An 18,957-nucleotide genomic window follows, 5' to 3' on the forward strand; every position below is an offset into this window, starting at 1 on the left:
GGGCGACCCTGCACGGCCCCTCCTCGCCGTCTTACAAGAACCACCGGCCCGCACCCGGCGTACGACCGGGGTGTGGCCGTGCAGGGTCGCCCCCGCAGAGGCTGGCGGCGTCAGAACGGCTCCTGACTCGGCGCACCCAAGGCCGCCGGCCTCGAGGAGGTGAGCCCGGAGGGGCCGCACCCCCCACCCACCGGCAGGCACCGCACCGCACCCGCAGGCACCGCACCGCGTCGGCGGGCACCGCGCCGCACCCCGCCCGCAGGCGCCGCACCTCACCCGCGGGCACCGCACCGCGCCGGCGGGCGGCGCACCAGATGGCCACCGCGCCAACCGACCTGGACACCCTGCCGCGCGGTCAGAAACCCCGCGTGCGCTTCGCCGCGCGGCGGAGTGCCGCGGAGCCGGGCGCCCGGATGAACAGCCGGGCCATCTCGCCACCGAGGTTCACGCCGATCGCGATGGCCAGCGCCAGCGCGGCCGCCCGTGCCAGGGACGTGAAGCCGGCGTCCATGTTGTTCTGGGCGATGTTCAGCACCCCCAGGTAGGTGGCGCTACCGGGCAGCAGCGGCCCGATCGCCGCCGTCACGTACGGCAGTGAGGACGTGTGCTCGTAGCGGGCCATCAGCTGCCCGAACAGGCCCACCAGCCCCGCCGCCACCGCCGTCGCCATCACCGTGGAGCCGCCCGCCGTCACCGCTATCGACGCGTAGATCACCCACGCCGCCGCGCCGTTCAGCGCGACGAACAGCACTGTGGAACGTTCCTGCTGGAGCAGGATCGCGAACGTCACCGACAGCAGCACGGCCGCCAGGATCTGGATCACCGGCCGCTCGACCGCGTTCAGCACGCCCTCCGGGTTGAGCTTGGCGCCCAGCTGCACGCCGCCGTACAGCACGGACAGCACACCCACCACGATCGCGACGAAGAAGTACCCGACTTCCAGCAGTCGTGCCGACGCGGTGATGTAGAAGCCGGTCAGACCGTCCTGCACCGCGGCCACCAGGGCCCGCCCCGGGATCAGCGCGAACAGCCCACCGGTGATCACCGCGTTGGGCTGGAGCCCGGCGTGCAGCAGGCTGACCACCACGCCCAGCGCGGCCGGCGGTACCGCGGCCACCGCGAACTGGTAGAACTCCGGCAGCCCGCGCCCCGCGCAGAGCCACGCCAGCCGGTCGCCGAGCATGGCGCCCGCCGCCGCGATCAGGAAGACGGCCATGTCGCCGCCCAGCAGCATCGACGCGGCCCCCGCCAGGCCGCCCGCCGCCACGGTGAGCACCCATCCCGGGTACGGGTGGCGGTTGCGGCGGATCTCCGCGAGGCGCCGGTACGCCTCCTCCAGGGAGACCTCGTAGTCGTCGGCGTTGATGTCGGCGACGAGCGTGTAGACGGCGGACAGCCGGTTGTAGTCGGTGCCGCGCCGCCGTACGGTCCGGTTCGCCGTGACGGGATCGTCCACCAGCGACGGCTGGTACGTGATCGACAGCAGGGTGAAGGTCACCGTGGGCTCACAGCGGTCGAGCCCGTACGAGCGGCAGATCGCGAACATCGCCGCCTCGACGTCCTCCGCGCCCTCACCGCCCGCCAGCAGCAGCTCGCCGATACGCAGCGTCAGGTCCAGCACGCGTGGCACGGCGGGCCCCGTGTCGCCCTGTTTCTGGACCGGCTCGGGCACCGGCCGCTCGCTCACCGGCATCCGCAGCATGGTGCGCATCCGGTCCTGCCACGGGGCGTCCTTGGACAGCCGTATCGCCGGGAACCCCTCGGCGGGCGTGAAGGCGGCCGGGGACTCCTTCGCCGAGTACGTCGAGGGCGGCGCGAACGCCGACCCCTCCGGTTCGGCGGGCGCCTCGGGCACCAGCCCTCGGGGAAGGGCGAACTCCGACGTCGTCTGCTGGTCCTCCTCGACACCGGACGGCTGCTCCACGCCCGGCGGCGGCGCGAACGCGCTGTGTGCCTCGTCCGACTGAGGCTTACGGTCCTCAGGACCTCCCGCAGGACCGTCCGTCTCCGGCACCACTGTGCTCGTCCTCACTCCCATCCGACCCATCCGACCCGCCTGCCCAGTATGGGTGTGCGGCATCCCCGTGAGGCACCAGGCCGGGCGCGGCGTGTGGGGCGATGTCGGTGCGTGGCGCCGGGACGAATCCCCGGGCGGCCCGCCGGGGCGGGCCGACGGCGGAGCGAAACCGCGAACGGGCGGCGCACCCGCGAGGGTGCACCGCCCGTCCTACGCGAAAAGGGGGCTCAGTGAGCGCCGCCCTGCGCCTCCAGGCGCTTGACGGAGGCCTCGATCTCGGCCTCGGCCTCGGCGCGGCCGACCCAGTTGGCGCCCTCGACGGACTTGCCGGGCTCCAGGTCCTTGTAGACCTCGAAGAAGTGCTGGATCTCCAGGCGGTCGAACTCCGACACGTGGTGGATGTCGCGCAGGTGCTCCATGCGCGGGTCCGAGGCCGGGACGCACAGCAGCTTGTCGTCGCCGCCCGCCTCGTCCGTCATCCGGAACATGCCGATGGCGCGGCACTTGACCAGCACACCCGGGAAGGTCGGCTCGTCCAGGATGACCAGCGCGTCCAGCGGGTCGCCGTCCTCGCCCAGGGTGCCCTCGACGAAGCCGTAGTCGGCCGGGTAGACGGTCGACGTGAAGAGGTGGCGGTCCAGTCGGATACGACCGGTCTCGTGGTCCACCTCGTACTTGTTCCGCGACCCCTTCGGGATCTCGATGGTGACGTCGAACTCCACGGGTGGCTCCTCCAAGATCAACACAAACGTCGGGTGTAACTGCTCCCCCAGCAGGACCGGACCGCCGTGCTCACCGGGGGTGCCGTGCTCACCGCACAGCTCAGTGGTTAAGTGTCCCTCACGCAACTGTGTGCTCGCGAAAGGGGCTGGTCAGCCGTGCTGGAGCCGAAGGTGGTGCGGCTCACCGCGGGTTCCGCCGTGCTCGGCCTCGTCCTGGCTGCCGGGGCGGTGACCCTGGCCGGGCCCTGGGACTCGGGTCAGCGTACGGCCGAGCGCGCCCGGGCCGCCGCCCGGGCCGGCACAGGTGGCGCAGATCACGACGCGGCGGGCCCCGAGCGCCCGGCCCCCAAGCCGCCGGCACCCGCCCCCAGCGCCCCCGGCGTCCTGACCGCGCTGACCGCCCAGCGGGTCGAGACCGCCCCCAAACCCGCCGCCCCGCCGCCCGCCCCCCTCGCGGCCACCCTCGACCCGCTCCTCGCCGCCCCGGGGCTCGGCCCGCTGCGCACGGCGTCCGTCGTCGACGTCACGACCGGCAAGCAGCTCTACGGGAGCGGCGCCGGCACCCCGATGACCCCCGCCTCCACCATCAAGATCGCCACCTCGGCCGCCGCCCTCACCGCCCTCGGCCCCGACCACCGCATCCCCACCACGACCGTCGCCGGCCCCGACGCCAAGCGCGTCACGCTCATCGGCGGCGGCGACCCCACCCTCGACCGGGCCCGGTTGCGCGCCCTGGCCGCCGACACCGCCCGCGCCCTGCGCTCCCGTGGTGTCACCGCCGTCCAGCTGGCCTACGACACCTCCCGCTACACCGGCCCCGAGCGCCACCCGATCGGCGTCAACGACAACATCGCCCCCGTCACCGCCCTGATGACCGACGAGGGGCGGCTCGGGGGCCCCGCGAACGGCCCCGCCCCGCGCTCCGCCGACCCCGCGGGCGACACCGCCCGTGCCTTCGCCGGCCTGCTCGGCGAGCACGGCATCACGACCGGAAAACCCCCCGCACGCGCGCGTGCGCCCAAGAAGGCCGTCCCGCTCGCAAAGACCTGGTCCGAGCCCCTCTCGGCCCTCGTCGAGCGTGCCCTGACCCACAGCGACAACGACCTCGCCGAGGCGCTCGCCCGCCAGACCGCGATCGCCACCGGCCACCCCGCGAGCTTCGACGGCGCCGCCCGTGCCGTCGCCGGGCAACTGCGGGAACTGGGCGTGCCGCTCGCGGGTGCCAGGTTCGCCGACGGCAGCGGCCTGAACCGCGCCGACCGGGTCTCCGCCGCGCTGCTGACCGCCCTGCTCGCGCGTGCGGCCGACCCCGCACGCCCCCAACTGCGCCCCGTCCTCACCGGTCTGCCCGTCGGCGGCTTCAGCGGCACCCTGGCGGACCGGTACGCCGACGGCTCCCCGGGGGCGGCGGGCGCGGGACTCGTACGGGCCAAGACCGGCACGCTGACCGGCGTCAACGCCCTGGCCGGCACGGTGGTCACGGCGGACGGCCGGCTCCTGGCCTTCGCCTTCCTGGCCGGCCGGACCCCGTCGCCGTACGCCGCCCAGCCCGCCCTCGACGGCCTCGCCGCCGCTCTGGCCCGCTGAGCCGGTCGGCGCCGCACCCTGACCCGATCCGGCGCCGAGCACGTACGGTTGACGCATGACGAGCATCGGTGGTGCCGAGATGGTCGACTGGAACCTCGCGGTCGCGACCGCGACCCGACTGGTACGCCCCGGGCCCGAGGTGACCCGCGACGAGGCCCGGGCGGTCGTCGCCGAGCTGCGGCGGCACGCCAAGGCGTCCGAGGAACACGTCCGGGCCTTCACCCGGATGATCCCCGAGGGGCACGAACCCGAGGACACCCCTGTCCTGGTCGTCGACCGGGCCGGCTGGATCAGGGCGAACGTCGCCGGCTTCCGCGAACTGCTCAAGCCGCTGCTGGAGAAGATGCAGGAGCGCCGCTCCGGCAGTACGGGCGGTGCGGTGCTGGGCGCGGTCGGCGGCAAGGTCACCGGCGTGGAGCTGGGCATGCTGCTGTCGTTCCTGGCCTCCAGGGTCCTCGGGCAGTACGAGACGTTCGCCCCCGCCACCCGCGAGCTCCCCGCCGGCGAGAACGGCGGCGGACGGCTGCTGCTGGTGGCCCCGAACATCGTGCACGTCGAGCGGGAGCTGGACGTCGCCCCGCACGACTTCCGCCTCTGGGTCAGCCTCCACGAGGAGACCCACCGCACCCAGTTCACGGCCGTGCCGTGGCTGCGCGACCACCTCCAGGGCGAGATCCAGTCATTCCTCAGTGCGACCGACATGGACCCCATGACCGTCCTGGAGCGGCTGCGCGAGGCCGCCCAGGCCCTGACCGGCGCCCGCCCCGAGGGCGAGGAGGAGGAAGGCGGCCGCTCCCTGGTCGAGCTGGTCCAGACGCCCGAGCAGCGGGAGATCCTGGGCCGTCTCACCGCCGTCATGTCGCTGCTCGAAGGGCACGCCGACTACGTGATGGACGGCGTCGGCCCGCAGGTCGTGCCGTCGGTCGCGGAGATCCGGGAGAAGTTCCAGCAGCGCAGGGCGAAGGGTGCCTCCCGCCTGGACCAGGCGCTCCGCAAGCTGCTGGGCCTGGACGCCAAGCTGCGCCAGTACCGGGACGGGGAGCGGTTCGTACGCGCGGTGGTCGACGAGGTCGGCATGTCCGGATTCAACCGGGTGTGGACGTCTCCGAACACCCTGCCCACCAAGGCGGAGATCGCCAAACCGGCGGACTGGGTCGCGAGGGTGCACCGTAAAGCAGAATGAGGAGCTCGATCCGGCCGACGGCAGAAGAACGCCTCCCCAATCACCCATCCGAGGGACCGTGGGCAGTGGGTAGGCGTGCGATGCTCGGGTAACGGCCGAGTTCTGTCACCATCGACGCACTCTGAGTGACCGAACCCCCCGCTCCGGCCGTTAAGACTCCGACCGAGGCACCCCCCCAACTTCACACGAAGGGCACCGGACATGGGTCCCCATCCTGCGGTCGCGGCGATACGCCTGGCGGTCCGCCGCGTACTCCACGACGTCCTCACCGAGCACGCCCCCGCGCACCCCCCTGCCGGGACAACCGAAGACCCGCACGCCGACGGGCCCCCGCCGCCCCCGCTCGTCCTCGTGGCCTGTTCCGGTGGCGCCGACTCGATGGCGCTCGCCTCCGCCCTCGCCTTCGAGGCCCGCAAGCTCGCCGTCCGCGCCGGCGCCATCACCGTCGACCACGGCCTCCAGGCCGGCTCCGACCTCCGCGCCGCCGAGGTCGCGGCCCGCCTCACCGCGATGAACCTCGACCCGGTGGAGGCCGTCGCCGTGACCGTCGGCCGCGACGGCGGGCCCGAGGCCGCCGCCCGCGACGCCCGGTACGCCGCGCTGGACGAGGCCGCCGAGCGCCTCGGCGCCGTCGCCGTGCTGCTCGGCCACACCCGCGACGACCAGGCCGAGACGGTGCTCCTCGGCCTCGCCCGCGGCTCCGGCATCCGATCCCTGTCCGGCATGGCCGCCGTCTCCGGCACCGGCGACCGCTATCGCCGCCCGTTCCTCCAGCTCGACCGGCAGACCGCCCGCAAGGCCTGCATGGTCCAGTCCCTGCCCGTCTGGGACGACCCGATGAACGCGGACCCCGCCTACACCCGGTCCCGGTTGCGCCACGAGGGCCTGCCCGCCCTGGAGAAGTCCCTCGGCAAGGGCGTCGTGGAAGCCCTCGCCCGGACGGCCCAGCTGTGCCGCGACGACGCCGACGCCCTGGACGCCTGGGCCGCCGACGTCGACCCGACCGTTCGGGACGAGGCGGGTCTGCTGGAGTGCGCCAAGCTCTACGCCCTGCCCCCCGCCGTCCGCCGCCGCGTACTGCGCCGCGCGGCCATCGCCGAGGGCGCCCCCGCGGGCTCCCTGTTCGCCCGGCACGTCGAGGAACTGGACCGCCTGATCACCGGCTGGCGGGGTCAGGGAGCCATCAATCTGCCCGGCCGCGTCGTGGCACGCCGCCAGGGTGGCAGACTGGTCATTCGGCAAGGCTGACGCAGGCTGCAACGAAAGTGACCCGGGTGAACGAGAAAGACATGGGCACCGACCTCAAGTCGGTGCTCATCACCAAGGAAGAGATCGACGCGAAGCTGGCGGAGCTCGCCGCGAAGATCGACGCTGAGTACGCGGGCAAGGACCTGCTCATCGTGGGTGTCCTCAAGGGCGCCGTCATGGTGATGGCGGACCTCGCACGCGCGCTGTCCACCCCCGTCACGATGGACTGGATGGCCGTTTCTTCGTACGGCGCGGGCACCCAGTCCTCCGGTGTCGTCCGGATCCTCAAGGACCTGGACACCGACATCAAGGGCAAGCACGTCCTGATCGTCGAGGACATCATCGACTCCGGCCTGACGCTGTCGTGGCTGCTGTCCAACCTCGGTTCGCGCGAGCCGGCCTCCCTGGAGGTCTGCACCCTGCTGCGCAAGCCGGAGGCGGCGAAGGTCGCGATCGACGTCAAGTGGATCGGCTTCGACATCCCCAACGAGTTCGTCGTCGGCTACGGCCTGGACTACGCGGAGAAGTACCGCAACCTGCCGTTCGTCGGGACGCTCGCCCCGCACGTCTACGGCGGCTGAACCGCCCCGGACACCCGCCGGGCCCCGGGAACCCAGACCGCCCTCCCGCCGTTGGAGCATGGGAAGGCGGTCGCGGGTGACAATGCTGGGGTACCGTCCGAAGAACAGTCTTTTCTCATAGCAGCATTTACCTACGGGCAGGAGGGACGGGGCGTCATCGCTCCGTATGGATGGACGTGAAGCGATACTTCCGTGGGCCGGTCATGTGGATCGTGCTGGCCGTCCTCGCCGTGGTCGTGTTGATGCAGGTCGTCGGCTCGTCCGGTGGCTACAAGACGGTGGACACCGGCGAGGTCGTCCAGGCGATCGACAAGAACCAGGTCGACCAGGTCAAGCTGACCACCGGCGACGAACAGATGATCAAGGTCGATCTCAAGGACGGCCAGAAGGTCAAGGGCAGCGACAAGATCCAGGCGAGCTACATCGGCACGCAGGGATCCGACCTCGCCGCCACGCTCCAGAAGAAGTACGAAGCCGGCGACATCGACAAGGGCTACACGGTCTCGCCGACGAAGCAGAGCGCCATCGTGTCGGTGCTGCTCTCGCTGCTGCCCTTCGTGCTGATCGTCGTTGTCTTCCTGTTCCTGATGAATCAGATGCAGGGCGGCGGCTCCCGGGTGATGAACTTCGGGAAGTCCAAGGCCAAGCTGATCACCAAGGACACCCCGAAGACGACCTTCGCCGATGTGGCGGGGTCCGACGAGGCCGTCGAGGAGCTCCACGAGATCAAGGAGTTCCTCCAGGAGCCGGCGAAGTTCCAGGCCGTCGGCGCCAAGATCCCCAAGGGTGTGCTGCTGTACGGCCCGCCCGGCACCGGTAAGACGCTGCTCGCACGCGCCGTCGCGGGCGAGGCGGGCGTGCCGTTCTACTCGATCTCCGGTTCCGACTTCGTCGAGATGTTCGTCGGTGTGGGTGCCTCCCGTGTCCGTGACCTCTTCGAGCAGGCCAAGGCGAACGCCCCGGCGATCGTCTTCGTCGACGAGATCGACGCCGTCGGCCGGCACCGTGGCGCGGGTCTCGGCGGTGGCCACGACGAGCGCGAGCAGACCCTGAACCAGCTGCTCGTCGAGATGGACGGTTTCGACGTCAAGGGCGGCGTCATCCTGATCGCCGCCACCAACCGGCCGGACATCCTCGACCCGGCGCTGCTGCGCCCGGGCCGCTTCGACCGCCAGATCGCCGTGGACCGCCCGGACATGCAGGGCCGTCTGGAGATCCTCAAGGTCCACCAGAAGGGCAAGCCGGTCGCCCCGGACGTCGACCTGTCCGCCGTGGCGCGTCGTACGCCCGGCTTCACCGGCGCCGACCTGTCGAACGTGCTGAACGAAGCCGCGCTGCTCACCGCGCGCAGCGACAAGAAGCTCATCGACAACCAGATGCTGGACGAGGCGATCGACCGGGTGGTCGCGGGCCCGCAGAAGCGGACCCGGATCATGTCGGACAAGGAGAAGAAGATCACCGCGTACCACGAGGGCGGCCACGCCCTGGTCGCGGCGGCGTCCCCGAACTCCGACCCGGTCCACAAGATCACCATCCTGTCCCGCGGCCGGGCCCTGGGCTACACCATGGTCCTGCCCGACGAGGACAAGTACTCCACCACGCGCAACGAGATGCTCGACCAGCTGGCCTACATGCTGGGCGGGCGCGCGGCCGAGGAGCTGGTCTTCCACGACCCGACCACGGGTGCGGCCAACGACATCGAGAAGGCGACCGCGACCGCGCGGGCCATGGTCACGCAGTACGGCATGACCGAGCGGCTCGGCGCGATCAAGTTCGGCGGCGACAACACCGAGCCCTTCCTGGGCCGTGAGATGGCGCACCAGCGCGACTACTCGGAAGAGGTCGCGGCGCTCGTCGACGAAGAGGTCAAGAAGCTCATCGAGACCGCGCACAACGAGGCCTGGGAGATCCTCGTCGAGAACCGCGACGTCCTCGACAACCTGGTCCTCCAGCTGCTGGAGAAGGAGACGCTCAACAAGGAGGAGATCGCCGAGATCTTCGCCCCGATCGTCAAGCGCCCGGCCCGCCCGGCGTGGACCGGCTCCTCGCGGCGTACGCCGTCGACGCGGCCGCCGGTCCTCTCCCCGAAGGAGCTGGCGCTGACCAACGGCGCCACGGGGGCCAACGGCGCCACGCCGACGGACATCACCAAGGCCACTCCGGCCGCACCGTCCGCCCCGGCGACGGACGCGGTCCCGGAGGAGCGCCCGGAGAGCTGATCCGGCCGGTCACAGGCCGGTCGCACCGGCCCGGAATGAAAGCCGCGCCCTTCAGGTTCTAGCCTGGGGGGCGCGGCTTTCGCGTACGCGGTTGGGCGCGTACCCAGGCAACACGGAACGAGGCACAGATGACCGACCCGGTGACGTTGGACGTCGAGGGAACGATCGGCGAGTTCGACGAGAAGCGAGCCGAGAGCGCCGTACGCGAACTCCTCCTCGCGGTCGGTGAGGACCCGGACCGCGAGGGCCTGCGGGAGACGCCGGCGCGGGTGGCCCGGGCGTACAAGGAAATATTCGCGGGCCTGTGGCAGGAGCCCGAGGACGTTCTGACGACGACGTTCGACCTGGGGCACGACGAGATGGTCCTGGTGAAGGACATCGAGGTGTTCAGCACCTGCGAGCACCACCTGGTCCCGTTCCGCGGTGTGGCTCACGTCGGGTACATCCCCTCGACGACCGGCAAGATCACCGGTCTGTCGAAGCTGGCGCGGCTCGTGGACGTGTACGCGCGACGCCCCCAGGTGCAGGAACGACTCACCACGCAGGTCGCCGACTCCCTGATGAAGATCCTGGAGCCGCGGGGCGTCATCGTGGTCATCGAGTGCGAGCACATGTGCATGTCCATGCGCGGTATCCGTAAGCCCGGCGCCAAGACGATCACCTCGGCGGTGCGCGGCCAGCTGAGGGACCCGGCGACCCGTGCGGAGGCGATGAGCCTCATCATGGCGGACTGACCAACTCCCTTTGTCCGCCCGTCTTTTATGCCGGACAGGTGGTGGACGGGCGTCGGCCCGCCGTGAAGACTCTCCCCATGACGATCACGAGCAAGCCATTAGGTTCGCTGCCCACCCGCCGACTGGGCGGGCTGGAGGTGTCCGCCCTCGGCTTCGGCGCGATGGTGCTGTCGCCCGGGGTGTACGGAGAGATCGACGACGCGCGTGCCGAGCGGGCGCTGCTCGCGGCGGTGGACGCCGGAGCGACGCTCGTCGACACGTCGGACGGTTATGGCGCCGACGGTCACAATGAGCGGCTCATCGGCCGGGCGCTGCGGGGACGGCGGGACGAGGTGGTCATCGCCACCAAGTTCGGTTTCCGGCTCCCGGAGGGCGTCGAGCCGCACCCGTTCCCGGTCGGGTACGCCTTCGGTGAGCTGGCCGTCAACGCGGACCCGAAGCATGTGCGCGGGTACGCCGAGGCCAGCCTGCGGGAGCTGGGCACCGACCGGATAGACCTGTACTACCCGCACTTCCCCGACCCCCAGGTCCCGCTGGAGGACACCGTCGGGGCGGTCGCCGAGCTGATCGAGGCGGGCCTGGTCCGGCACCTCGGCCTCTCCAACGTCACCGCGGCCCAGCTGCGGGCGGCGCACGCCGTGCACCCGGTCGCGGCCGTGCAGACCGAGTGGTCCATGTGGCGGCACGTCGACGAGGAGCTGCTGGCCACGGCGCGCGAGCTGGGAGCGGGCGTCGTCGCCTGGTCGCCCCTGGGCGCCGGATTCCTGACCGGCAAGGTCGACAAGGTGGAGGACGGCGACTTCCGGCAGCACATGCCCCGGTTCGACGCCGCGAACCACCGGGCCAACAACGACCGCTTCGCGCCCGTGCGCGGGATCGCCGAGGAGCTGGGCATCACCCCGGCGCAGCTTTCCCTGGCCTGGCTGCTGGACCAGGACGAGCACGTCGTCCCCATCCCGGGCAGCCGCACCCCGGCCCACATCCAGGAGAACCTCGCCGCCGCGCACGTACGGCTGTCCCAGGACGTCCGCGACCGCCTCTCGGCCGTCCTGGCCGAAACGGAGGTCTCGGGCGGCACGCTGCTGTAACGGCCCCGCGGGGTCGGTCACGGCTCGCGGATACGGCTACGCGTGGGTCGGGGTCTCGTCGTCGTCCTCCGGGAGCTTGCACACCCGCTCCAGGAAGATCGCCGCGGCGATCACCCCGATCCCCGCCAGCACCGAGAAGCCGGCGTAGATCGCCTGGTCGCGGCGGGCCGGGATGTCGAGCGAGCCCAGCAGGAAGACCCCGATACCGCCGTACATGCCGCTCACCAGGGCCGCGACCAGGGCGCTCGCCTGGCCGAAGACGACCGCGCGGGCGGCCATCAGGGGCTCCACGCCCTTGGCGTCGGGGCGGCGCTCGCGCTGGGCGCGCAGCCGGGAGCGCAGTGAGAGCGCGGTCGCCGTCAGGACCACCGCGATCACCGCGAGGACGATCGGCGCGGCCAGGGGCACGCTCGGCAGGGTGCCGAACGACTCCCACAGCCGGGCGCCGCCCCAGGAGAGGATGCCGGCGACGGCGAACAGTCCGGCCAGTACCTTGAGCCGCAGTTGTTTCACCGGGGGCCCTTCATCTCGTCGCCGTGCAGCGCTCGCACTGCTTGCCGATCACTCAACGCTACTCGGGCAGGCGCAGTTCCAGGTCCCCGCGCGGCAGGACACCCTCGCGGCCGATGCCGCCGAGCAGCTCGGCGACCGCTCCGACTCCCGGGAGCTGTGCCTCGGGCTCCAGGTCGTGCCACGGTGCCAGGACGAAGGCCCGCTCGTGGGCGCGGGGGTGCGGAAGGGTGAGGACCGGGTCGTCGGAGACGACGTCCGCGTACGCCACGATGTCGACGTCGATCGTCCGCGCGCCCCACCGCTCGTCACGGACGCGGTGGAAGGCCTCCTCCACCGCGTGCGCCCGCTCCAGGAGGGACGCGGGGGGCAGCGTGGTCTTCAGGACCACGACGGCGTTGAAGTACGACGGCTGGGAGCCGGGGTCGACGCCCCAGGGCTCCGTCTCGTACACGGGGGAGACGGCCTTCACCCGCACGCCGGGGGTGTCCTCCAGCGCGTCGATGGCGCCCTGGAGGGTCTCCAGACGGTTTCCCAAGTTGGAGCCGAGGGAGATCACGGCCCGTTTGGGGTTGGACAGGGTGATGTCGGCGGCGTCGACCTGCTCCGTCACGGAGGCGGGCACCGGCTGTACCGTCGGGTCGCTGTGCGTCTTGTTCATGCGCGGCTCCGGGTGATGGTGATGGTCACGTCGTCGAAGGGCACGGTGATCGGGGCGTCCGGCTTGTGGACCACCACCTCCACCTCCTGGACGCCGTCGTGCTTGAGGCACCGCTGGGCGATGCGCTCGGCGAGCGTCTCGATCAGGTCGACCGGCTCCCCCTGCACCACGTCCACGACCTCTTCCGCCACGACGCCGTAGTGCACGGTCTTCGCCAGGTCGTCGTCGGCCGCCGCGGGGCGGGTGTCGAGGCCGAGCACCAGGTCCACGATGAACGTCTGGCCCTCCTCGCGCTCCCGGGGGAAGACGCCATGGTGCCCGCGGGCCTTGAGGCCGCGCAGCGCGACACGATCCACGCGAATCACTCCTGCTGTCGTTGGTCTGGCGGGCACGCGGCCGGGTGCGGACGGCGCGATGCCACCAGTCGAATCTACCTGCGAGCACTGACAGGGCCTGCCCACGGGCTCCCTCATGGGGCCGCCTACCCACTCACGAGGGGTTCTCGTCGGCCTCTTCCTCGCCGGTTTCGGCCAGAACGGGTGAACCGTGGTGCGCCCAGATCCGCCAGCCGTCCGGTGTGCGGCGGAACACATTCGTGGCGACGACCAGCTGCCCGACGAGCGGCCCCAGGTCGGCGCCGTCCTCGGCGGGGCCACCACTGAGGATGTTCTCCGTGCAGGTCACCAGGGCGGTGTCACCGGCCAGGGAGACCCGCACATCCGTCAGGAAGAACTGGATGTAGTCGGTGTTCGCCATGATCAGCGCGTACGAGCGGAGCACCTCGCCGCGCCCGGAGAGCACCGGCCAGCCCGGGTGGACGCAGGAGATCTCGCCGTGCGAGTCGTCCAGCCAGAGGTCGGAGATCTCCTCGAAGTCACCCCGCTCCATCGCCTCGTAGAAGGCGGTGTTGGCGAGCTCGACCGCCTCGATGTCGGTGCGTGCCGCGTCGCTCACCGGGCTCCCTCGACGGCGCGGGCCACGCGGACCGCGTCCGCCGTCGCGCGCACCTCGTGGACCCGGACGGCCCAGGCGCCCTCGTGGGCGGCGATCGCGGAGACCGCCGCGGTGGCCGCGTCCCGCTCCCGGGCCGGCGGCGGGGCGGCGCCCTCCCCGGCCAGGACGTGGCCCAGGAACCGCTTGCGGGAGGCGGCGACGAGCAGGGGGCGGCCCAGCGCCCGCAGGTCGGCCAGGTGCGCCACCAGGGCCAGGTCGTGCGGGGCCGCCTTGGCGAAGCCCAGGCCCGGGTCGACGACGATCCGCTCCGGGTCGACGCCGCCCTCGACGACCGCCTCGATGCGGGCGCGGAGCTCCGCGACGACCTCGGCGACCACGTCGTCGTAGACGGCCAGGCTGTTCATGTCCTTGCTGAAGCCGCGCCAGTGCATCACGACGAACGGCACCTCGGCGGCGGCGACGGAGGGGACCATCTCGGGGTCGGCGAGGCCGCCGCTCACGTCGTTGACCAGGACGGCGCCGGCCTCGACCGCCCGGCGGGCGACGGAGGCGCGCATGGTGTCGACCGAGACGGCGACCCCTTCGGCCGACAGGCCGCGTACGACGGGGACGACCCGGCGCAGTTCCTCGTCCTCGTCCACCCGGGTGGCGCCGGGGCGGGTCGACTCGCCGCCGACGTCCACCAGGTCGGCACCCTGGGCGACCAGGTCCAGGCCGTGCTTGACGGCGGCCGTGGTGTCGAACCAGCGGCCACCGTCGGAGAAGGAGTCGGGCGTCACATTGACGACCCCCATGACCGCGCAGCGGTCGAACGTGGGCAGGCCGCGGGCCGTGCCCCGTCCGCGCAAGGTACTCATGCGTCCAGCCTAGGGGGTGTCTTGTGGGTCGGGCCGGATCAGGGAGCGGGGTCTGGCGGGTGCGGACGCGAGGCGGAGGAGGGAGTCGACGCGGTGGGGGTCCCCCCTGGTCGGGCGAAGCCGAGACCGTGGGGGAGTCGGTGACTGACGACAACGCCGCAGATGCGCGTGCCAGGGCACGCGAGCCCGCAAGACCCACAGGACACCCCCTGAGGGGTCGCGATCAGGCCGTCCGATCAGGCGGCGCGGACCTCGTGCTCGCCGCGGGCCGGGGTGATGTGCGCGCACGGGCGGCCCGGGGCGGTCGCCTTGCGGCGGCGGAACGGGCGGGGGAGCTCCACGTTCACGAAGCCCTCCGCCTGCATCGCGGCGAAGCCGATGCGCGGCAGGTCGCGGGCGTTGCGGTAGACGACGAAGCGGGGCTCCCAGCGGGGCTGGAACTTGGCGTTGAACTTGTACAGCGACTCGATCTGGAACCAGCGGGAGAGGAACACCAGCAGGCCGCGCCAGACCCTGAGGACCGGGCCGGCGCCGAGCTTCTCGCCGCGTGCCAGGGCGGAGCGGAACATCGCGAAGTTCAGCGAGACCCGCTCGATGCCCAGCTTGGGGGAGGCCTGGAGTGCGGCGACGATCAGCAGTTCGTTCATGCCGGGGTCGGCGGAGCGGTCGCGGCGCATCAGCTCCAGCGACATCCCGTCCGTACCCCACGGCACGAAGTGGATGATCGCCTTCAGGTCGCCGTACGGGGAATCCGGGTCCTCCTTGTGGGCGGTGGCGATCACCGCGTCACCGTCGGCCGGGTCGCCGATCCGGCCCAGCGCCATGGAGAAGCCCCGCTCGGTGTCGGTGCCCCGCCAGTCGGCCGCGGCGCGCCGGATCCGCTCCAGCTCGCCGTCCGAGAGGTCACGGGCGCGCCGGACCCGGGTCGTGTACCCATTGCGCTCGATGCGCTTGACCATCTGGCGCACGTTGCGCATGGCGCGCCCGGTCAGGGAGAAATCCGCGACGTCCACCACCGCCTCGTCGCCGAGCTCCAGCGCGTCCAGGCCGGTCTCGCGGGTCCACACCTCGCCGCCGGTCTCGGAGCAGCCCATGACGGCGGGTGTCCAGGAGTGGGCCTTGGCCTCGTCCATGAACCGCTCGATGGCGCCGGGCCAGGCCTCGACGTCGCCGATCGGGTCGCCGCTGGCGAGCATCACGCCGGAGACGACGCGGTAGCAGACGGCGGCCTTGCCGCTGGGGGAGAAGACGACGCCCTTGTCGCGGCGGAGCGCGAAGTGGCCGAGCGAGTCGCGGCTGCCGTGCTTGTCCAGCAGGGCGCGCAGCCGGGCCTCGTCGTCCTCGGTCAGCCGGGCGACCGGGTGTTCGGGGCGGAAGGCCAGGTAGATCGTGGTGATGGCGGTCAGCAGGCCGAGGGCACCGAGCGAGTAGCCGACGGTCCAGTCGACGCCGCCGCGGTAGGCGACCGGGCCCTCCATGCCGAACAGGCCGTACAGCACGTGTTCCAGGCGGTCGCTCAGGCTCGGGCTGCCGATGACCTTCCCGGGGTGGGCGCTGACGATGACGAGTCCGAGCGCGATGGATCCGGCGCCCATGAGGACGAAGTTGGCCAGCGCCTTCCAGCGGCTGCGCGGGTCCGGCAGCGCGGCGAACTCGCCGCGGTGGCGCAGCAGCAGCGCCAGGAGCAGCAGCGAGAAGAGCACCCCGATGACGGAGTGGCGGTAGACGAACTGCGCCACGGCCCCCACCGGCAGGAGGATCACGGCGGCCCTCCAGGCGCGGCGCTTGTGGCGCTTGAGCCCGTGGGCGAGGAGCAGCAGCAGCACGCCGACGCCGAGGGAGAGGGCCGCCGAGAGCGGGCCCAGGGTGCCGGGCAGCACCTCCGCGATGGCGTGCATGCGGCTGGCGCGGAAGCGCGGGAAGACGCCCGCGGCGATGTCGATCAGACCGATGAACGTGCATGCCGTGCCGACCAGGGCGGGCACCTTCTCGGCGCGTGGCCCGCGCAGGACACGGCGTATCCGGCTCGGAACCGATCCCGACTTATCCCCATCTACCGTGACAGACATCGCTTCCCAAGGCTCCGCAAAGTTTCGTTGTGTCCCATCGGCCGGAACGGATTCGGTTCGGCCCGGACGATTTGCGCTCTCTAGGACGGGGCTCGTGGGGGGCGGGTTCATTCCCACCCCGGAAAATCTCGACGAAGAAGGCTAGAACGACTCATGGGTCTCACCAGCAACAAAGTCCTGGCGCTGGCCTCCCTGCTGGCCGTGGTGCTGTTCGCCCTCACGGTCTGGCTGTGGCCACGGCTGGCGCGCGGCGGCTGGCGGGCGGTGCTCGGCCGGATAGGCCTGCTGCTGGCGACCCAGCTCACGCTGTTCGCGTCCGTCGGGCTCGCGGCCAACAACTACTTCCTCTTCTACGGCTCCTGGGCGGACCTGTTCGGACAGGAGCAGGAGCTGGGGGTGGTCGTCGACCACTCTGCGGGCGGCAAGGACATCAAGGTCGTCGGCAAGCAGAAGATCGAGGGGGTGCCCGGGGGCCGCCCGGCGGTCGGCGGGCAGGTCCAGAAGGTCGTCATCGCGGGGGAGAAGTCGAAGATCGACAGCCCCGCGTACGTCTACCTGCCGCCGGAGTACTTCCAGCCCGCGTACGCCAGGAAGACCTTCCCCGCGGCCGTCGTGCTCACCGGCTACCCGGGCACCGCCGAGAACCTGCTCAAGGGGCTGAAGTACCCGCGTACGGCCTATGAGCAGGCCAAGGACAAGAAGATGCAGCCGATGATCCTGGTGATGATGCGGCCCACCGTGGCCCCGCCGCGCGACACCGAGTGCGTGGACGTCCCGGGCGGCCCGCAGACCGAGACCTTCTTCGCCGAGGACCTGCCCAAGGCGGTCTCCGAGACGTACCGCGTCGGCACCGCCCCGCGGAACTGGGGCTTCATCGGCAACTCGACCGGCGGCTACTGCGCCCTGAAGGTCGCCATGCACCATCCCGAGCGGTACGCGGCCGGCGCGGGCCTGTCCGCGTACTACAAGGCCGCCGAGGACATGACGACCGGCGACCTGTTCAAGGGCGACCAGCGCCTGCGCAACCACGCCGACCTGCTCTGGAGCCTGGACAACCTGCCGCAGGGGCGGTCGTCGTTCCTCGTCACCACCTCGCGCAAGGGCGAGGGGAACCTCAAGGGGACCCTCTCCTTCATCAAGAAGGTGAAGTCCCCCGCGCGTGTCTCGTCGATCACCCTCGACAGCGGCGGGCACAACTTCAACACCTGGACCCGCGAGATCCCGCCGGCGCTGGTGTGGATGAGCGGCCGGCTCAGCGCGGTCTGATCAGCCGACCGTCCGGACATCGGCCTCGGTACGGGGAATGTCCTGGGCGTCCGCGTCGATCGAGCGGCGCAGCGCCTCGTGCAGCCGGGCCGGGGTCAGGACGCCGAGGAAACGTCCCCGCTCCTCACGGTCGATGACGGCGACCCAGCCCGCGTCGTGCTGGAGCATGGTCGCGAAGGCCTGCTTGAGCGAGGCGCCGACGGGCAGCCAGGCCTCCATGCGCCGGGCGTGGTCGCCCACGGTCCCGCCGCCGCGGCCGGCGCTCTCCGCCGAGATCCAGCCGTGCAGGTTGTCCTCACGGTCCAGGACGACCGCCCAGCGGGCGCCGAGTTCGCGGGGCAGCGGGTCCTCCAGGTGGACGATCGGCGGCTGTTCGAGGTCGCTCACCTCGATGGGCGTGACGGACAGCCGCTTGAGGCCGCGGTCGGCGCCGACGAAGTCGGCGACGTACGGGGTCGCGGGAGCGCCCAGCACGGTGGCCGGAGCGTCGAACTGCTCGATCCTGCCCTGCCCGTAGACAGCGATGCGGTCGCCCAGCCGGACCGCCTCCTCGATGTCGTGCGTGACGAACAGGACCGTTTTGCGCACCTCCGACTGGAGCTTGAGGAACTCGCTCTGGAGGTGTTCGCGTACGACCGGGTCGACGGCGCCGAACGGCTCGTCCATCAGCAGCACGGGTGGGTCGGCGGCCAGCGCGCGGGCGACACCGACGCGCTGACGCTGGCCGCCGGAGAGCTGCTCGGGGTAGCGGTTGCCGTAGAGGGACGGGTCGAGGCCCACGAGGTCGAGGAGTTCGGCGGCGCGGGCGCGTGCCGTGGCGCGTTTGACGCCGAGCAGGTGGGGGACGGTCGCGGTGTTCTCCAGGACCGTCTTGTGGGGGAAGAGGCCGACCTGCTGGATGACGTAGCCGATCCGGCGGCGCAGCTGGACGGGGTCGATGTCCGCCACGTCCTGGCCGTCGACGTATATCCGGCCCTCGGTCGGTTCGATCAGCCGGTTGACCATCTTCATCGTGGTGGTCTTGCCGCAGCCGGACGGTCCGACGAGCGTGACCAGTTCGCCCTCGGCCACCTCGAACGACAGGTCGTCGACGGCGGTCGTGCCGTCCGCGTACCGCTTCGTGACGTGCTCGAATCGGATCATGGCCCCATTGTGGCCGCATGCCGCCCGCCGTCGACGCCCCGTGTGTGAAGGCCGTGTTGCCAGGCTGTGGTGTCGGGCGGTGATTGTCGGTGGCGGGGGTTAGGGTCGTTGTCTGATC

At 71.6% G+C, this 18,957-nt stretch carries 17 protein-coding genes; 8 read left to right on the forward strand and 9 right to left on the reverse strand.

The features are described 5' to 3' along the window. Nucleotides 1–355: 355 nt before the first annotated feature. Nucleotides 356–2,017 carry a threonine/serine exporter family protein gene (locus ACZ6C1_RS34440; protein ID WP_469246812.1) on the reverse strand — a complete coding sequence of 554 codons (1,662 nt, stop codon included), beginning with the start codon at nt 2,015–2,017 and terminating at the stop codon, nt 356–358. Between the two features lie 227 nt (nt 2,018–2,244). Further along, nucleotides 2,245–2,739, reverse strand: coding sequence for an inorganic diphosphatase (locus tag ACZ6C1_RS34445; RefSeq protein ID WP_064067354.1), 495 nt, complete (start codon nt 2,737–2,739; stop codon nt 2,245–2,247). Nucleotides 2,740–2,895: 156 nt separating this feature from the next. On the opposite strand from ACZ6C1_RS34445, the gene dacB reads away from it, so the two are divergent. From dacB to ACZ6C1_RS34480, 7 genes are all read left to right on the forward strand, one after another. After that, nucleotides 2,896–4,326, forward strand: coding sequence for a D-alanyl-D-alanine carboxypeptidase/D-alanyl-D-alanine endopeptidase (gene dacB, locus ACZ6C1_RS34450; RefSeq protein WP_469246618.1), 1,431 nt, complete (start codon nt 2,896–2,898; stop codon nt 4,324–4,326). Between the two features lie 55 nt (nt 4,327–4,381). Beyond that, nucleotides 4,382–5,509: a zinc-dependent metalloprotease gene (locus tag ACZ6C1_RS34455; RefSeq protein WP_469246619.1), complete on the forward strand. Its 1,128-nt coding sequence runs from the start codon at nt 4,382–4,384 to the stop codon at nt 5,507–5,509. A gap of 201 nt (nt 5,510–5,710) precedes the next feature. Further along, nucleotides 5,711–6,757 carry a tRNA lysidine(34) synthetase TilS gene (tilS, locus tag ACZ6C1_RS34460; RefSeq protein WP_469246620.1) on the forward strand — a complete coding sequence of 349 codons (1,047 nt, stop codon included), beginning with the start codon at nt 5,711–5,713 and terminating at the stop codon, nt 6,755–6,757. A 41-nt stretch (nt 6,758–6,798) separates the two neighbouring features. After that, nucleotides 6,799–7,338: a hypoxanthine phosphoribosyltransferase gene (gene hpt, locus ACZ6C1_RS34465; RefSeq protein WP_064067358.1), complete on the forward strand. Its 540-nt coding sequence runs from the start codon at nt 6,799–6,801 to the stop codon at nt 7,336–7,338. Nucleotides 7,339–7,508: 170 nt separating this feature from the next. Next, a complete protein-coding gene (gene ftsH / locus ACZ6C1_RS34470) occupies nt 7,509–9,557 on the forward strand; it encodes an ATP-dependent zinc metalloprotease FtsH (protein ID WP_469246621.1) in 2,049 nt (682 codons plus the stop codon). 128 nt (nt 9,558–9,685) lie between these two features. Continuing rightward, nucleotides 9,686–10,291, forward strand: a complete 606-nt coding sequence (gene folE, locus ACZ6C1_RS34475) for a GTP cyclohydrolase I FolE (protein ID WP_469246622.1) — start codon at nt 9,686–9,688, stop codon at nt 10,289–10,291. 77 nt (nt 10,292–10,368) lie between these two features. Then, complete coding sequence (locus tag ACZ6C1_RS34480; RefSeq protein ID WP_469246625.1) at nt 10,369–11,379, forward strand: aldo/keto reductase; 1,011 nt, start codon at nt 10,369–10,371, stop codon at nt 11,377–11,379. A 36-nt stretch (nt 11,380–11,415) separates the two neighbouring features. Here the strand turns inward: ACZ6C1_RS34480 and ACZ6C1_RS34485 are convergent, their stop codons facing one another. The 6 genes from ACZ6C1_RS34485 to ACZ6C1_RS34510 form a co-directional block, all read right to left on the reverse strand. After that, nucleotides 11,416–11,892 (reverse strand): DUF3180 domain-containing protein, encoded by a 477-nt coding sequence (locus ACZ6C1_RS34485; protein ID WP_469246628.1) that lies wholly within the window; start codon nt 11,890–11,892, stop codon nt 11,416–11,418. Nucleotides 11,893–11,950: 58 nt separating this feature from the next. After that, nucleotides 11,951–12,550: a 2-amino-4-hydroxy-6-hydroxymethyldihydropteridine diphosphokinase gene (folK, locus tag ACZ6C1_RS34490; RefSeq protein WP_469246630.1), complete on the reverse strand. Its 600-nt coding sequence runs from the start codon at nt 12,548–12,550 to the stop codon at nt 11,951–11,953. Further along, nucleotides 12,547–12,906, reverse strand: coding sequence for a dihydroneopterin aldolase (gene folB / locus ACZ6C1_RS34495; RefSeq protein WP_351823581.1), 360 nt, complete (start codon nt 12,904–12,906; stop codon nt 12,547–12,549). Before folB ends, folK begins: the two co-directional genes overlap by 4 nt. Before the next feature lie 133 nt (nt 12,907–13,039). Beyond that, a complete protein-coding gene (locus ACZ6C1_RS34500) occupies nt 13,040–13,504 on the reverse strand; it encodes a nuclear transport factor 2 family protein (protein ID WP_469246633.1) in 465 nt (154 codons plus the stop codon). Next, on the reverse strand, nt 13,501–14,361 hold the full coding sequence (folP, locus tag ACZ6C1_RS34505) for a dihydropteroate synthase (RefSeq protein ID WP_469246636.1): 861 nt from the start codon (nt 14,359–14,361) through the stop codon (nt 13,501–13,503). Before folP ends, ACZ6C1_RS34500 begins: the two co-directional genes overlap by 4 nt. A 236-nt stretch (nt 14,362–14,597) precedes the next feature. Beyond that, complete coding sequence (locus ACZ6C1_RS34510) at nt 14,598–16,430, reverse strand: phosphatidylglycerol lysyltransferase domain-containing protein (protein WP_469246638.1); 1,833 nt, start codon at nt 16,428–16,430, stop codon at nt 14,598–14,600. A gap of 153 nt (nt 16,431–16,583) precedes the next feature. On the opposite strand from ACZ6C1_RS34510, the gene ACZ6C1_RS34515 reads away from it, so the two are divergent. After that, complete coding sequence (locus ACZ6C1_RS34515; protein WP_469246640.1) at nt 16,584–17,696, forward strand: alpha/beta hydrolase; 1,113 nt, start codon at nt 16,584–16,586, stop codon at nt 17,694–17,696. Here ACZ6C1_RS34515 and ACZ6C1_RS34520 read toward each other — a convergent pair whose 3' ends face one another. Next, nucleotides 17,697–18,839: an ABC transporter ATP-binding protein gene (locus ACZ6C1_RS34520; protein WP_469246643.1), complete on the reverse strand. Its 1,143-nt coding sequence runs from the start codon at nt 18,837–18,839 to the stop codon at nt 17,697–17,699. It abuts the gene before it with no gap. Between the last annotated feature and the right edge of the window lie 118 nt (nt 18,840–18,957).

It is taken from the genome of Streptomyces sp. NPDC041796, from assembly GCF_055590785.1.

Bases quoted from the DNA above. Each gene is read 5' to 3' on its own strand.
- ACZ6C1_RS34455 (WP_469246619.1), top strand. From the start codon at position 4,382: ATGACGAGCATCGGTGGTGCCGAGATGGTCGACTGGAACCTCGCGGTC.
- tilS (WP_469246620.1), top strand. From the start codon at position 5,711: ATGGGTCCCCATCCTGCGGTCGCGGCGATACGCCTGGCGGTCCGCCGC.
- hpt (WP_064067358.1), top strand. From the start codon at position 6,799: ATGGGCACCGACCTCAAGTCGGTGCTCATCACCAAGGAAGAGATCGAC.
- ftsH (WP_469246621.1), top strand. From the start codon at position 7,509: ATGGACGTGAAGCGATACTTCCGTGGGCCGGTCATGTGGATCGTGCTG.
- folE (WP_469246622.1), top strand. From the start codon at position 9,686: ATGACCGACCCGGTGACGTTGGACGTCGAGGGAACGATCGGCGAGTTC.
- ACZ6C1_RS34480 (WP_469246625.1), top strand. From the start codon at position 10,369: ATGACGATCACGAGCAAGCCATTAGGTTCGCTGCCCACCCGCCGACTG.
- folK (WP_469246630.1), bottom strand. From the start codon at position 12,550: ATGAACAAGACGCACAGCGACCCGACGGTACAGCCGGTGCCCGCCTCC.
- folP (WP_469246636.1), bottom strand. From the start codon at position 14,361: ATGAGTACCTTGCGCGGACGGGGCACGGCCCGCGGCCTGCCCACGTTC.
- ACZ6C1_RS34510 (WP_469246638.1), bottom strand. From the start codon at position 16,430: ATGTCTGTCACGGTAGATGGGGATAAGTCGGGATCGGTTCCGAGCCGG.
- ACZ6C1_RS34515 (WP_469246640.1), top strand. From the start codon at position 16,584: ATGGGTCTCACCAGCAACAAAGTCCTGGCGCTGGCCTCCCTGCTGGCC.
- ACZ6C1_RS34520 (WP_469246643.1), bottom strand. From the start codon at position 18,839: ATGATCCGATTCGAGCACGTCACGAAGCGGTACGCGGACGGCACGACC.